Below are 15,300 nucleotides of genomic sequence, written 5' to 3' on the forward strand. Positions count from 1 at the left end.
GAAGTGAACGGCTGGGGGCCGCTACGAGGACGGACGCCGCCCGATCCTGCTGCCCAGCCACACCAGCGGGTCGTACTTGCGGTCCACCGCCCGCTCCTTCAGCGGGATCAGGGCGTTGTCGGTGATCTTGATGCCCTCGGGGCAGACCTCCGTACAGCACTTGGTGATGTTGCAGTAGCCCAGCCCGTGCTCCTCCTGCGCGCTGCTCTTGCGGTCCAGGCCGGCCTCCGCCGCCGCGTCCAGGGGGTGCATGTCCAGTTCCGCCACCCGCATCAGGAAGCGCGGACCGGCGAAGGCGTTCTTGTTCTCCTCGTGGTCACGCACCACGTGGCAGGTGTCCTGGCACAGGAAGCACTCGATGCACTTGCGGAACTCCTGCGAGCGCTCCACGTCGATCTGCTGCATGCGGTACGCGCCCGGGGCCACCCCCTCCGGCGGCACGAAGGCCGGAACCTCCCGCGCCTTCTGATAGTTGAAGGAGACGTCCGTGACCAGGTCGCGGACGACGGGGAAGGCGCGCAGCGGGGTGACCGTGATCGTCTCCTCCCGCTCGAAGGTCGACATCCGCGTCATGCACATCAGCCGCGGCCGCCCGTTGACCTCCGCGCTGCACGAGCCGCACTTGCCCGCCTTGCAGTTCCAGCGCACCGCGAGGTCCGAGGCCTGGGTGGCCTGGAGCCGGTGGACGATGTCCAGGACCACCTCGCCGTCGTGCACCTCGACGGTGAAGTCGCGCAGCTCCCCGCCCTCCGCGTCGCCCCGCCAGATCCGGAAGCTCGCGTCGTACGTACTCATTCGTACAGCTCCTCTTCGGCGAGGTACTTGACCAGCTCTTCCTTCTCGAAGAGCGCGAGCAGGTCGGAACGGATGGGGTCGGTGCGGGTGCGGACCAGGGCGATCCGGTCGGCTGCCGGGTCCGAGGGCGCGGGGTCCACCGGGCGGCACAGCAGGTTCACCGGCCGCCAGCTCCGCTCCATCGCCGGGCAGTCCTCGCGGGTGTGCCCGCCCCGGCTCTCGGTACGCTCCAGGGCCGCGCGCGCCACGCACTCGCTGACCAGCAGCATGTTCCGCAGGTCCAGCGCCAGGTGCCAGCCCGGGTTGAACTGCCGGTGGCCCTCCACCCCGGCCCGGGCGGCCCGTACGCGCAGCCCCGCGAGCTTCTCCAGGGCCTCGGCCATCTCGCCCTCGCGCCGGATGATGCCGACCAGGTCGTTCATGGTCGTCTGGAGCTCCTGGTGGAGCGTGTACGGGTTCTCCGCGCCCTCGGCGGCCTGGAAGGGCGCCAGCGCCTCCGCGGCCGCCGCGTCGACCTCCTCCTGGGAGACCGCCGGGCGCTCACCGGCGGCCGTGGCGTGCTCCGCCGCGTGCAGACCCGCCCGCCGTCCGAAGACCAGCAGGTCGGAGAGGGAGTTCCCGCCGAGGCGGTTCGAGCCGTGCATCCCGCCCGCGACCTCGCCCGCCGCGAACAGGCCGGGGACGCCGACGGTGGCCGCGGTGTCGGAGTCCACCGCGATACCGCCCATCACGTAGTGGCAGGTCGGGCCCACCTCCATCGGCTCCGCGGTGATGTCCACGTCCGCCAGCTCCTTGAACTGGTGGTACATCGAAGGAAGGCGCCGGCGGATCCTCTCCGCGGGCATCCGGGTGGACACGTCAAGGAAAACCCCGCCGTGCGGGGAGCCACGGCCCGCCTTCACCTCGGAGTTGATCGCCCGGGCCACCTCGTCGCGGGGCAGCAGTTCGGGCGGCCGCCGGTTGTGGTCCGGGTCCTCGTACCAGCGGTCGCCCTCCTCCTCCGACTCCGCGTACTTCTCCTTGAAGACGTCCGGGACGTAGTCGAACATGAACCGCTTGCCCTCGCTGTTGCGCAGCACCCCGCCGTCGCCGCGCACCGATTCGGTGACGAGGATGCCCTTCACCGAAGGCGGCCAGACCATGCCGGTCGGGTGGAACTGCACGAACTCCATGTTCAGCAGGGGCGCGCCCGCGAGCAGCGCCAGCGCGTGGCCGTCGCCCGTGTACTCCCAGGAGTTGGAGGTGGTCTTGAAGGACTTGCCGATCCCGCCGGTGGCCAGCACGACCGCCGGGGCCTCCAGCACGAAGAAGCGGCCGGACTCGCGCTCGTAGCAGAAGGTCCCCGAGACCCGCTGCCCCGCGGCGGAGCCGCTGTCGGACCCGCTCTTGAGGACCCTGGTGACAGTGCACTCCTGGAAGACCTTGAGCCGGGCCTCGTAGTCCCCGTACTCCTTGAAGTCCTCCTGCTGGAGCTGGACGATCTTCTGCTGGAGGGTGCGGATCAGCTCCAGGCCCGTGCGGTCGCCGACGTGCGCGAGGCGCGGGTACTCGTGGCCGCCGAAATTGCGCTGGGAGATCTTCCCGTCGGGGGTCCGGTCGAAGAGCGCGCCCCAGGTCTCCAGCTCCCAGACGCGGTCCGGGGCCTCCTTGGCGTGCAGCTCGGCCATCCGCCACTGGTTGAGGAACTTGCCCCCGCGCATGGTGTCGCGGAAGTGCACCTGCCAGTTGTCCCCCTCGTTGACGTTGCCCATGGAGGCGGCGATGCCGCCCTCCGCCATCACCGTGTGGGCCTTGCCGAAGAGGGATTTGCAGATCACGGCCGTACGGGCACCCCGCTCGCGGGCCTCGATCGCGGCCCGCAGCCCGGCGCCGCCCGCGCCGACCACGACCACGTCCCACTGCTGCCGTTCCACTTGAACCATGTCAGAAGATCCTCGGGTCGGTGAAGGCGCCGCTGGCCAGCAGGTACACGTAGAAGTCGCAGAGGGCCACGCTGATCAGGGAGGCCCACGCCAGCTGCATGTGACGGGTGTTGAGCCGGCTGATCCAGCCCCACAGGCGGTAGCGCACGGGGTGCTTCGAGAAGTGCTTCAGACGGCCGCCCATGATGTGCCGGCAGGAATGGCAGGACAGGGTGTAGGCCCAGATCAGCACGATGTTGACCAGGAACAGCAGGGTCCCCAGGCCCATGTGGCCCCACGCGTAGTGCTCGTCGCGGAAGGTCAGCACCGTGTCGTACGTCAGGATCCCGGCGACGGGCACCGCGGCGTAGAAGAAGTAGCGGTGCAGGTTCTGCAGGACCAGCGGGAAGCGGGTCTCGCCGGTGTACTTCGTGTGCGGCTCGGCGACGGCGCAGGCCGGGGGCGAGGCCCAGAAGCCGCGGTAGTAGGCCTTCCGGTAGTAGTAGCAGGTCAGCCGGAAGCCGAGCGGGAAGACCAGGATCAGCAGGGCGGGGGACAGGCCCCACCAGCTGCCGAAGAGGTCCCAGTTGGGTCCGGCGCGCATCTCCTGGCAGTTCTCCGCGAGGCACGGCGAGTAGAACGGCGAGACGTACGGGGCCGCGTAGTAGTCGGCGTTCGCGAAGGCCCGCCAGGTCGAGTAGACGATGAAGGCGAGCAGCCCGGCCGCGGTGCCGGCCGGGGCCAGCCACCACCGGTCGGTCCGCAGGTGCCTGGCAGCGATCGCGGCCCGGGAGGCGTCGTGGACGCCGCCGGGCCGCTGCCGGGGTGGTTGTGTGCCTGTGGCCAAGGGGGACTCCGGGTGGAGTGATGAGGGGTGGCCCAGGAGGCCCAGCCGCGGACGGCTGGGCCAGATGGGTGATGGGCGGGGAGGTCCGGGCCGGCCGGAGGCACCGGCACCCGGCCGTCAGGGGCCGGGCGCCGGCGGCTCCGCCGGGGGCGTTGCTCCGCCGTCAGGGGGCGTGACGGTCGCGGGCGCCGAGGCCCTCGTCGTCGGAGTCCGTCCACAGCGAGCTGTCGTACGGGGTGTCCGGGACGGTGACCATCCGGGACGGATCCGGCGGGGCCGCCGTCCTGGAGTCGGCCGACCGCTTGCTCCCGGCCTGCCGCTCCAGTTGCTCGACCTTGCGCGTCAGCTCGTCCAGGTTGCGCCGTACGGCGCTGAGATCGTCTTGCAGGGACATGATTTGCCCTCACTTCCGCGGGTGCGGTGGCAACGCTCATGTGCGCCTGCGAGTGTCGCGCTTCCCGTCCCCGGTTGTGAAGGGACGTGCAGCGATTGCGGGCGCGCAGGCGTGATCTGTGCGCCCCTCCCTGCCCCCCATTCTCATCCCTCTTCCGGGCGAACGCTCGTCCGCCGCGCGCACCCCGTTGGTCCGCACGGGTGGGCTTCGCGGCGTGGCGCGGGGCTGCTGCGAGAGGCCGGGCGGGGCGTCGATTTCAGTGGGATCCGGCAACCGATGTGATCAGCTCCATATACCGCCAAACGTGATCATGCTTCCCTCACGCCCTGCCCCGGAGGTACCACCCATGTCCCAGAGAAGGCGCAGGTCCTTGGCGCTCCTGACCTCGGGAGTCCTCGCACTGCCGCTGCTCACGGGCTGCGGCGCGGGCGACGACGAGGGCGGCCCGGCCGCCGCCGGGCAGGACATCGCGACCACGGCCCGCGACAAGGTGGCCGACGGGGGCGTGCTGCGCTGGGCCGTGGACTCCCTGCCGAACACCTTGAACACCTTCCAGGCCGACGCCGACGCCACCACCGCCCGCATCGCCGGGGCAGTCCTGCCGCAGCTGTTCGTCCTGGACGCCAAGGGGCGGCCGGTGGCCAATCCCGACTACCTGGAGAAGGCGGAGGTCGTCGAGCGGGAGCCCAAGCAGGTCGTCCTGTACAAGCTGCACCAGCAGGCGGTGTGGAGCGACGGCCGGGAGATCGGCGCCGCCGACTTCGTGGCCCAGTGGCGGGCCCTGAACGGCAAGGACTCGGCGTACTGGACGGCCCGGAACGCGGGCTACGACCGGATCGAGAAGATCGAGCGGGGCAAGACCGACCTGGAGGTCCGGGTCACCTTCTCCAAGCCGTACGCCGACTGGCGCGCCCTGTTCACGCCGCTCTACCCCAAGCAGGTCACCGGCACCCCGGACGCCTTCAACGAGGGCGCGCGGGGCACCCTCAAGGTGACCGCCGGACCCTTCGGCCTCGGGGCCATCGACAAGAAGACGGGCACCGCGGCCCTGACCCGCAACCCGCGCTGGTGGGGCCAGCCGCCCAAGCTGGACACGCTCGTCCTGACGGCCGTGCCCCGGGCCGGGCGCCCGGCCGCGCTGGCCGCGGGCAAGATCGACCTGGCGGAGATCGACCGGGCGGGCGCCGACCGCATCGCACTGGCCCGCCGCGACGCCAAGGGCAGCGCCGGCGCGGGCAGCGGCGGGGCCCCGGCCCACGGCCCGGCCGCCGCGGTGACGCCGGCGCAGGCCACCCTGTCGTGGGCGATCGCCTTCGGCGCGGACGAGGAGAAGGCCGAGGCCGAGCAGGAGAACCGGCTGAAGAAGGCCGAGGCGGCGAAACGGTACGCCGCCGAGCAGAAGGCCCTGCGGACCTTCACCGTGCGCAAGTCCCTGGAGCCCGCCTACACCCAGCTCGCCATGAACGGCGCCTCCGGCCCGCTGGCGGACGAGCGGGTCCGCCGGGCGGTGGCCCGGGCACTGGACCGCAAGGCACTGGCCGAGGCCGTACTGAAGCCCCTCGGCCTCCCCGCGAAGCCGGTCGGCAGCCACCTGGCGCTGGCGGGACAGCGGGCGTACGCCGACAACAGCGGCGCCCTCGGCGGCCAGGACACCCAGGCGGCCCAGGCCCTCCTCGCGGACGCGGGCTGGCGCCGCGGCGGCAAGCTCACCGAGCCCTCCGGCGCCAAGGCGGGCCCGGAGAGCGCGCCGCAGGACGACGCGAAGACCCCGTCCGGGCCGGGCACCGGCAACGACGGGCTCTACATCGTGGGCCAGGACGACGGGCACAACGGCGAGCTGCGCTCGGCGACCGCGGACCTGGTCAGGGCGCTCCCGGCCGGGCCGGCGGCGGGACCGGGAACCCTCCCCGGCGGCCACGGCTCCGGCGCCACGGGCACCGACGCCGGCGCCTTCGCCGCGTACGCCCCGCGGACCGGGCCCTCCCCGGTCCTGGCCCCGGCTCCCTTCGCGGCCCAGCAGGAGGCCTCGATCCTCGCCCAGGCCGCCGCGCTCGCCCAGGCCGCCCAGCCCGCCCCGGCCGACGACGGCAAGCGCACCCCGGGCCGCGACGGCGAGGCCGCCGACCCCGCCAAGGCCTCGCCGCCCCCGGCCAAGCAGGCCGTCCGCACCTCCGGGAACATGCTCGCCAAGGACGGCAAGCCCCTCACCCTGCGCTTCGTCCTCCCGTCGGGCCCCGGCTCGGAGGCCCTGCGCACGGTCGGCGAGCGGATCACCCGGATGCTCCAGAAGCTCGGCGTGCAGACCGAGATGACCAAGGTGGCCGACGAGAGCTTCTTCAAGGACCACATCGCCTCGGGCCAGTACGACCTGGCGCTCTACTCCTGGCCCGCCACCGCCTACCCGGCCACCGACGCCCGGCCCATCTTCGCCAAGCCGGAGCCGGCCGCGGACGGCTCGCTGCTCGTCGAACAGAACTACACCCGGGTCGGCACCGACCACATCGACCAGCTGTTCGACCAGGCGGTCGGCGAGTTGGACGAGGAGCAGTCCCGCGAGCTCATGCGCAAGGCCGACGCCCGGATCTGGGCCGCCGCCGGCTCCATCCCGCTCTTCCAGCGCCCCGAGCTGGTCGCCGTCAAGCCGTCCCTGGCCAACGCGGGCGCCTTCGGCCTCGGCACCCCCCGCTTCCAGGACATCGGCTGGAAGAAGCCGCCGACCGCGAAAGACAAGAAGAAGAAGTAGTGACAAAGGGGCGCCCGGCAGGTTGCCCCGAGGATCTCAAGCTCAGATGTGACTCAAGTTCCTTGCCCGCCGGATCTTCGGCGGGCAAGGTCATGGATGCCCGTTGACCCGCATGAACACTGGCCCGACCGGCGGCCGAGCACCCCCACCCCGCGCTCGGCCGACCTCATTCGTACGGCCTCTTGACAGACCCCCCGGCAGGCGGTTCCCGCTGCGCGACGTACCATGGGGTAAGGCCGTGGCAGGTTTTCGCCCGGTCGAGGCGCGCGTGCCAGGCCGTACGCGACGCCATCCACGATCCCGGGAGAAGCGCCGAAGTGCCCACGCGCCACGACATCCGTAACGTCGCCATCGTCGCCCACGTCGACCATGGCAAGACGACCATCGTCGATGCCATGCTCAAGCAGGCCGGTGCCTTCGCCGCCCACCAGCACCTCGACGACCGCATGATGGACTCGAACGACCTGGAGCGTGAGAAGGGCATCACGATCCTCGCCAAGAACACGGCGGTGAAGTACCACCCCAAGGACGGCGGGGCGCCCATCACGATCAACATCATCGACACCCCCGGCCACGCCGACTTCGGTGGTGAGGTCGAGCGCGGTCTGTCGATGGTGGACGCCGTCGTCCTGCTGGTGGACGCTTCGGAGGGTCCGCTGCCCCAGACCCGCTTCGTCCTGCGCAAGGCCCTGCAGGCGAAGATGCCGGTCATCCTCTGCATCAACAAGACCGACCGCCCGGACTCCCGGATCGACGAGGTCGTCAACGAGACGTACGACCTCTTCCTGGACCTGGACGCCGACGAGGACCAGATCGAGTTCCCGATCGTCTACGCCTGCGGCCGTGACGGCGTCGCGTCGCTGACCAAGCCCGAGGACGGCACCGTCCCGGCGGACAGCACCAACCTGGAGCCGTTCTTCTCCACCATCCTGGAGCACGTCCCCGCCCCGGTGTACGACGAGGAGGCCCCCCTCCAGGCCCACGTCACCAACCTGGACGCCGACAACTTCCTCGGCCGCATCGCGCTCGTCCGCGTCGAGCAGGGCGAGCTGCGCAAGGGCCAGACCGTCGCGTGGATCAAGCGTGACGGCAGCATCTCCAACGTCCGCATCACCGAGCTGATGATGACCGAGGCGCTCACCCGCAAGCCGGCCGAGGTGGCGGGCCCGGGTGACATCTGCGCGGTCGCCGGTTTCCCCGAGATCATGATCGGCGAGACCCTGGCCGACCCGGAGAACCCGATCGCCCTTCCGCTGATCTCGGTGGACGAGCCGGCCATCTCCATGACCATCGGCACCAACACCTCCCCGATGGTCGGCCGCGGCGGCAGCGGCAAGGGCGCGGACGCCAAGTCCGCGGTCAAGGACCGCAAGGTCACCGCCCGCCAGGTCAAGGACCGTCTGGACCGCGAGCTGGTCGGTAACGTCTCGCTCCGCGTCCTCGACACCGAGCGCCCCGACGCCTGGGAGGTCCAGGGCCGCGGTGAGCTCGCGCTCGCCATCCTGGTCGAGCAGATGCGCCGCGAGGGCTTCGAGCTGACCATCGGCAAGCCGCAGGTGGTCACGCAGGAGATCGACGGCAAGGTGCACGAGCCGGTCGAGCGCATGACGATCGACGTCCCCGAGGAGCACATGGGTGCGGTCACGCAGCTCATGGGCGTCCGCAAGGGCCGCATGGACAACATGTCGAACCACGGCTCCGGCTGGGTCCGCATGGAGTTCGTCGTCCCGTCCCGCGGCCTCATCGGCTTCCGTACGGAGTTCCTCACGAACACCCGCGGTACCGGTATCGCCCACTCGATCCACGAGGGCCACGAGCCGTGGTTCGGTCAGCTGGTGACCCGTAACAACGGTTCCCTGGTCGCCGACCGCGCCGGCTCGGTCACGCCGTTCGCGATGATCAACCTCCAGGAGCGCGGCGTCCTGTTCACCGACCCCGGCACCGAGGTGTACGAGGGCATGATCGTCGGCGAGAACTCGCGCTCCGACGACATGGACGTGAACATCACCAAGGAGAAGAAGCTCACCAACATGCGTGCGGCTTCCGCGGACAACACGGAGAACGTGATTCCGCCCCGCAAGCTCTCCCTGGAGCAGTCCCTGGAGTTCTGCCGCGACGACGAGTGCGTCGAGGTGACCCCGGAGGCCGTCCGCATCCGCAAGGTCGTCCTGGACCAGAAGGAGCGCTCGCGCACCGCGTCGCGCGCCAAGTCCGCGAAGTAGTACCCGAGTGGTCCGGCCGCCCCACGGGCGCGGCCGGGCACCGGAATCGGAGCAACCCCTCCCGTCATGGAGACCCATGACGGGAGGGGTTGTTCGCGTTTGTCAACCGAATATTTGGGCTCCAGTGTCCGCATACCGACCGTGACACTCCGGAAGACGTCATAACCGTCCGTTTCGCGGGTGTCTGTCTCTGATCCCTTTGTCCGGATTTCGGGTTTCTGGCAGGGATCGATGTTGTGAAAACGAGACCACTTAAGTGTGGTTTACGGCCTAGGCGTCGCCGAGGATGGCTCCATTGAGCTCGGGTCAATGGGTCATGCGCTGTGGGGAGCGCCGACTCACGAGCACACTATGGGCAGGAATTCGCTCGCCGTCAGGGGTGTCGGCGGCGTTTTTTTGCCCCTCAAGCCAATCAGTGGACTCATGAGGAGGAAACCCATGCGTGGTGCCAAGAGCGCCAAGTGGGTCGTGGGGGCGATTGTCGTTGCCCTGGCCGCGACCGCCTGTGGCAGCGGTGACAAGGACAACAAGGGCGACGGTGGTGTCGCCGGCGGCGTGTTCCGCATGGGCAACACGGAGCCCGACACGATCGACCCGGGCCGTGCGCACGAGTCCACGGGCATCCTGGTCTCCAACGCCCTGTTCACGGGCCTGTACGCCAACACGCCGGACGGCAAGGCCGAGCCGGCGCTCGCCGAGTCGGCCACGCCGAACGACAACTGCACCTCCTGGACCTTCAAGGTCAAGCAGGGCACCAAGTTCTCCAACGGCGAGGAAGTGAACGCCGAGGCGTTCTCCCGCGGTTGGGCGCGTGCCGCTCACAAGGCCGCCGCCTCCGACGTCGCGTACCACTTCGCCGACATCAAGGGCTACAAGGAGCTGAAGGACGGCGCTGCCAAGACCTTCAGCGGCGTCACCACTCCGGACGCTTCGACCATCAAGGTCGACCTGTCCCAGGCGGACTGTGAGTTCGTCCTGAAGACGGCCCACGGCGCGTACAGCCCGGTCCCCACGACCGCCAAGGTCGGCGAAGAGGACAAGGCGTTCGGCGAGTCCCCGGTCGGCAACGGCCCCTTCAAGATGAAGGGTGCGTGGGAGCACAACAAGCAGATCACCCTCGTCCGTAACGACGACTACGGTCTCGAGAAGGCCTCGCTCGGCGAGGTCCAGATCAAGCTCCTGAACGACAAGACCGCCCACCAGCTCGAGTTCGAGCAGTTCCAGGCGGGTGCGCTGGACTACGCGCACATCCCGGTCCCGCAGCTCAAGGCGGCCGAGACGAAGTTCAAGGCGCAGAACAAGTGGCTCGCCAAGGACACCATGGGCATGAACTGGATTCTGCCGATCGGTGACACCGCGCCCCTGAACAACAAGGACGCCCGTCTGGCGATCTCCTACGCGATCGACCGCGAGGCCGTCGCGAAGGGTGTCTTCCAGGGCTTCCAGACCCCGTCGACGACCATCGTGCCGCCGGCCATCCCGTCCGCGTACCAGAAGGACCTGTGCACCTCCTGCATCAAGCAGGACGTCGCCAAGGCCAAGGAGCACGCCGAGAAGGGCGGCCTGAAGCCGGGTACGGAGATCAAGTTCCTCTTCAACACCGGCGCGGGCCACGAAGAGTGGGTCCAGGCCTTCGCCAAGCAGATCGAGGACGTCCTCGGCGTCAAGGTCAAGCTTGACGGCAAGGACTTCCCGGGTCTGCTCGAGGAGCAGAAGACCCCGGGGGCGACCGGCATGTACCGCTTCGCCTGGGGTGCCGACTACCCGACCGCGGACAACTTCCTCTTCCCGCTGCTGCACTCGACCTCGATGGCCAAGGACGAGAACGGCAAGGTCACCGGTGACAACCGCGCCCGCTACAACAACCCCGAGTTCGACAAGCTGATCGACCAGGCCCGTGCCACCAAGGACGACGCCGCCCGCATTGCCCTCTACAAGCAGGCTGAGAAGATGGCCATGGACGACATGGCGCTGATCCCGACCTTCAACCGTTCCCAGTTCCGCCTGATGGCGACTGACAAGTTCACGGGTCTGGACGACATCAACTTCAACGAGGACCCGATCCTCGAGAAGATCCAGCTCAAGAAGTAACCGGTCCGGCGGTAGATCCGCCAGGAGCGTTGCGCGTCGCGGCCCCCCGGAAAGCCGGTGGGCCGCGACCCCGCTCAGCAGGCCGTTCTTACTTCGGCACCCCTCACATTCGCGGGCCCCGCCCGCCCGCCGAGAGCCGGTCCGTCGCACGGGCCGGAGGCCGCTGTTCCCAGAAGCGGCCAGGTAGAGAGGCAAAACATGGGAAGGTACGTCGCCCGTCGCCTCGGGCAGATGGTCATCACGCTCATCGGCGCGACCATGGTCCTGTTCACGTGTCTGTTCGTGCTCCCCGGAGACCCCGTGGGCTCGATCGCCGGCAGTGACAAGGCACGTGACCCCGCAGTGGTCGCAGAGCTCCGTGAGCGCTACGGACTCGACAAGTCCCTGCCCGAGCAGTACGTGAACTACGTCAAGAAGGTCACGACCGGTGACCTCGGGGAGGACTACATCCAGCGCCGGGAGGTCTCCGAGATCCTCGGTCCGAAGCTGGCCAACACCGCAAAGCTGGCCGCCTTCGCGATCGTTCTCATCTCCATCTTCGGCATGGGCGTGGGCATCATCGCCGCGCTGTACAGATACAGCGCACTGGACGTCACCACGACTTTCTTGACCACCGCCCTGGTCGGCTTCCCCACCTTCGTCATCGGCTTCCTGCTGAAGAAGTTCCTCGCGCTGGAACTACAGTGGCTGCCGATCGACGGCGACTCCTTCGACGCCATGATCCTTCCCGCGCTGACCCTGGCCCTGGTGGACATCGCCTTCGTCGCCCGCCTCACCCGCGGCACCATGCTCGAGGTGCTGCGCGCGGACTACGTCAAGACCGCGGTGGCCAAGGGCCTTCCGCGCCGACGGGTGCTGTTCAAGCACGTCCTGCGCAACTCGGTCATCCCCGTCGTGACCTATCTGGGCATCGCCTTCGGCGCCCTGCTCGGCGGCGCGCTGATCACCGAGACGATCTTCAACTGGGACGGTGCCGGTCTGGCGCTGGTCCAGGCGGTGCAGCAGCAGAACAATCCGATCGTGATCGGCGTGGTCACCTACAGCGTCGGCATCTTCATCGTTCTCAGCCTCCTCGTCGACATGCTCTACGCAGCACTCGACCCGCGCATCCGCCTCAGCTGACCGTCCCCAAGGAGATTTCCCATGACTGAGCTCGTCAAGAGCCCGGCGCTCGGGGACGAGGCCCCCGCGCCGGAGAAGGCCGTCGTGTCCGCCACCCCCAAGCAGATCAGCCAGTGGGGCGAGATCCGCCACCGCTTCGTGCAGAACAAGCTGGCCGTCGTCGGCCTGTGCATCGTCACCCTGCTGTTCCTGACGGCGGCGTTCGGCGGCTTCATCGCGCCGTACGACCCGCAGGACCAGGACCTCATGAACACCCTGGCGAGCCCGGGTGGAGAGCACCTGATGGGCACCGACTCGCTCGGCCGCGACGTGTTCTCCCGCCTCATAGCCGGCACCCGCATCGCCGTCCTCGTCGGTCTCGCGTCGATCCTCTTCGCCGTGCTGATCGGAGTCCTGCTCGGCGCCGTCGCGGGCTACTTCGCCCGGTTCGCCGACCCGGTCATCATGCGCATGGCCGACGTCTTCCTCGCGTTCCCCATGCTCATCGGCGCCATGGTCATCATCCTGGTGACCGGCCGCGGCATCACGCCGGTGATCATCTCGCTGGCGATCTTCTCGTGGGCCACGGTCGCGCGCCTGCTGCGCAGCTCGATCCTGTCGGTCCGCGAGATGGACTACGTGCACGCCGCCAGGGCGCTCGGCGCCAGCGGCCCGCGGATCATCCGCAAGCACATCCTGCCCAACTCGCTGACCGCGGTGCTGGTCTACGCGACCTTCAACGTCGGTACCGCGATCATCGGTGTGGCCGCCCTGTCCTTCCTGGGCGCCGGCGTCCCGGTGAACATCCCCGAGTGGGGCAACATGCTCGCCGACGGCCAGGCGTACATCGGGATCCAGGACCATCTGTGGATGTTCCCCAGCCTCTTCGTCGTGGTCACCGTGCTCGGCTTCGCCTTCGTCGGCGACGGCCTGCGTGACGCGCTCGACCCGAAGCTGCGGTAGGGCCGCCCGATGCTCCGAAACAACATCAGCAAGCAGGACGAAGGTGGCGGCGTGACCACGTCGGAGATTCTCAGCGGAACGGAGACGGACGCCCGTCCCGGCACCCCGCTGCTGGAGGTGGACAACCTCCAAGTCGAGTTCAAGACCCGTGACGGGGTCGTCAAGGCCGTCAACGGCGTGAGCTACAGCGTCAGTTCCGGCGAGACCCTCGCCGTGCTCGGCGAGTCCGGCTCCGGCAAGTCCGTCACCGCTCAGGCGATCATGGGCATCCTCGACAGCCCGCCCGGACGGATCGCCGGCGGCGAGGTGCGCTTCCACGGCAAGGACATCCTCAAGATGTCCGACGAGGAGCGCCGCAAGCTCCGCGGCAACAAGATGGCGATGATCTTCCAGGACGCGCTGTCCTCCCTGAACCCGGTCTACTCGGTCGGCAACCAGCTCGGCGAGATGTTCACCGTGCACCGCGGCATGTCCAAGAAGGACGCCAAGGTCAAGGCCATCGAGCTCATGGACCGCGTGAAGATCCCCGCCGCCAAGGCGCGCGTGGGCGACTACCCGCACCAGTTCTCCGGCGGTATGCGCCAGCGCATCATGATCGCCATGGCGCTGGCCCTGGAGCCGGACCTGATCATCGCCGACGAGCCCACCACGGCTCTCGACGTGACCGTCCAGGCCCAGGTCATGGACCTGCTCGCGGAGCTCCAGCGCGAGATGAACATGGGCATGATCCTGATCACCCACGACCTCGGCGTCGTCGCCGACGTCGCGGACAAGATCGCCGTCATGTACGCGGGCCGGATCGTCGAGACCGCTCCGGTCCACGAGATCTACAAGCGCCCGTCCCACCCGTACACCCGCGGCCTGCTCGACTCGATCCCGCGCCTGGACCAGAAGGGCCAGGAGCTCTACGCGATCAAGGGCCTGCCGCCCAACCTGCTCAAGGTCCCGACCGGTTGCGCGTTCAACCCGCGCTGCCCCAAGGCCACCGACCTCTGCCGTACGGAGATCCCGGTACTGCACCAGGTCACCGAGCAGGACGGCACCGAACTGCCCGGCCGCGGCAGCGCGTGCCACTTCTGGAAGGAGCAGATCCATGGCTGAGCTCACCAAGAACGCCACCGAGCGCGAGCCGATCCTCCAGGTCCGCAACCTGGTCAAGCACTTCCCGCTGACCCAGGGCATCCTGTTCAAGAAGCAGGTCGGCGCGGTCAAGGCGGTCGACGGGATCTCCTTCGACCTCTACAAGGGCGAGACCCTCGGCATCGTCGGCGAATCCGGCTGTGGCAAGTCCACCGTCGCCAAGCTGCTGATGAACCTGGAGACGGCCACCGCCGGCGAGGTCTTCTACAAGGGCCAGGACATCACCAAGCTGTCCGGCAAGGCCCTCAAAGTGGTCCGCCGCAACATCCAGATGGTCTTCCAGGACCCGTACACCTCGCTGAACCCGCGCATGACGGTCGGCGACATCATCGGCGAAGCCTTCGAGATCCACCCCGAGGTGGCTCCCAAGGGCGACCGCCGGCGCAAGGTCCAGGACCTCCTGGACGTCGTGGGCCTGAACCCGGAGTACATCAACCGGTACCCGCACCAGTTCTCCGGCGGTCAGCGCCAGCGCATCGGCATCGCCCGCGGCCTGGCCCTCCAGCCCGAGATCATCATCTGCGACGAGCCGGTCTCCGCGCTCGACGTGTCGGTGCAGGCGCAGGTCATCAACCTGATGGAGAAGCTCCAGGACGAGTTCGACCTGTCCTACCTCTTCATCGCGCACGACCTGTCCATCGTCCGGCACATCTCGGACCGCGTGGGCGTCATGTACCTGGGCCGGATGGCCGAGATCGGCACCGACACGCAGATCTACGACCACCCGACCCACCCGTACACCCAGGCGCTGCTGTCCGCCGTCCCGGTCCCCGACCCGGACGCGCGCGAGGGCCGCGAGCGGATCATCCTCACCGGCGACGTCCCGTCCCCGGCCAACCCGCCGTCGGGCTGCCGCTTCCGCACCCGCTGCTGGAAGGCCCAGGACAAGTGCTCCACCGAGGAGCCGCTGCTGGCGATCCCGGAGCGCTTCAAGGGCCAGGACACCTTTGCCGCGCACGAGTCGGCCTGCCACTTCGCGGAGGAGAAGGCCGTCCTGGCCGTCTGACCCCCGCAGGCGTACGTCCTTCAGGGCGCCCGGTACCGGATTCCTCCGGTACCGGGCGCCCCGGCGTTTCCCCGCCGAAACCCGGTTGCGCCCGCCC

General features: G+C 69.0%; 11 protein-coding genes. 7 read left to right on the forward strand and 4 right to left on the reverse strand.

From position 1 onward, the window contains the following. Positions 1 to 21: 21 nt before the first annotated feature. From AB0D94_RS09175 to AB0D94_RS09190, 4 genes are all read right to left on the reverse strand, one after another. The gene (locus tag AB0D94_RS09175; RefSeq protein WP_362047949.1) at positions 22 to 795 is read right to left on the reverse strand and encodes a succinate dehydrogenase/fumarate reductase iron-sulfur subunit; all 774 of its coding nucleotides are present in this window, start codon (positions 793 to 795) and stop codon (positions 22 to 24) included. Further along, positions 792 to 2,717: a fumarate reductase/succinate dehydrogenase flavoprotein subunit gene (locus tag AB0D94_RS09180; RefSeq protein WP_362047952.1), complete on the reverse strand. Its 1,926-nt coding sequence runs from the start codon at positions 2,715 to 2,717 to the stop codon at positions 792 to 794. Before AB0D94_RS09180 ends, AB0D94_RS09175 begins: the two co-directional genes overlap by 4 nt. A 1-nt stretch (position 2,718) precedes the next feature. Continuing rightward, the gene (locus tag AB0D94_RS09185) at positions 2,719 to 3,543 is read right to left on the reverse strand and encodes a hypothetical protein (RefSeq protein ID WP_362047955.1); all 825 of its coding nucleotides are present in this window, start codon (positions 3,541 to 3,543) and stop codon (positions 2,719 to 2,721) included. 163 nt (positions 3,544 to 3,706) lie between these two features. Beyond that, a complete protein-coding gene (locus AB0D94_RS09190) occupies positions 3,707 to 3,937 on the reverse strand; it encodes a hypothetical protein (protein ID WP_362047958.1) in 231 nt (76 codons plus the stop codon). 346 nt (positions 3,938 to 4,283) lie between these two features. Between AB0D94_RS09190 and AB0D94_RS09195 the strand changes: the two genes are divergently transcribed. The 7 genes from AB0D94_RS09195 to AB0D94_RS09225 all read left to right on the forward strand — a co-directional run bounded on the left by AB0D94_RS09195 (position 4,284) and on the right by AB0D94_RS09225 (position 15,203). Beyond that, positions 4,284 to 6,680, forward strand: coding sequence for an ABC transporter substrate-binding protein (locus AB0D94_RS09195; protein WP_362047961.1), 2,397 nt, complete (start codon positions 4,284 to 4,286; stop codon positions 6,678 to 6,680). Between the two features lie 317 nt (positions 6,681 to 6,997). Continuing rightward, positions 6,998 to 8,902: a translational GTPase TypA gene (gene typA / locus AB0D94_RS09200; RefSeq protein WP_362047964.1), complete on the forward strand. Its 1,905-nt coding sequence runs from the start codon at positions 6,998 to 7,000 to the stop codon at positions 8,900 to 8,902. Between the two features lie 438 nt (positions 8,903 to 9,340). Next, positions 9,341 to 10,993, forward strand: a complete 1,653-nt coding sequence (locus tag AB0D94_RS09205; RefSeq protein ID WP_362047967.1) for an ABC transporter substrate-binding protein — start codon at positions 9,341 to 9,343, stop codon at positions 10,991 to 10,993. Between the two features lie 198 nt (positions 10,994 to 11,191). Then, positions 11,192 to 12,115, forward strand: coding sequence for an ABC transporter permease (locus tag AB0D94_RS09210; RefSeq protein WP_362047970.1), 924 nt, complete (start codon positions 11,192 to 11,194; stop codon positions 12,113 to 12,115). Positions 12,116 to 12,136: 21 nt separating this feature from the next. Beyond that, on the forward strand, positions 12,137 to 13,057 hold the full coding sequence (locus tag AB0D94_RS09215) for an ABC transporter permease (protein WP_362047973.1): 921 nt from the start codon (positions 12,137 to 12,139) through the stop codon (positions 13,055 to 13,057). Positions 13,058 to 13,108: 51 nt separating this feature from the next. After that, positions 13,109 to 14,158 (forward strand): ABC transporter ATP-binding protein, encoded by a 1,050-nt coding sequence (locus AB0D94_RS09220; RefSeq protein ID WP_362047976.1) that lies wholly within the window; start codon positions 13,109 to 13,111, stop codon positions 14,156 to 14,158. Then, complete coding sequence (locus tag AB0D94_RS09225) at positions 14,151 to 15,203, forward strand: dipeptide ABC transporter ATP-binding protein (protein WP_362047979.1); 1,053 nt, start codon at positions 14,151 to 14,153, stop codon at positions 15,201 to 15,203. Before AB0D94_RS09220 ends, AB0D94_RS09225 begins: the two co-directional genes overlap by 8 nt. Positions 15,204 to 15,300 lie beyond the last annotated feature (97 nt).

This window comes from Streptomyces sp. NPDC048255 (assembly GCF_040652415.1).
Lineage (GTDB): Bacteria > Actinomycetota > Actinomycetes > Streptomycetales > Streptomycetaceae > Streptomyces.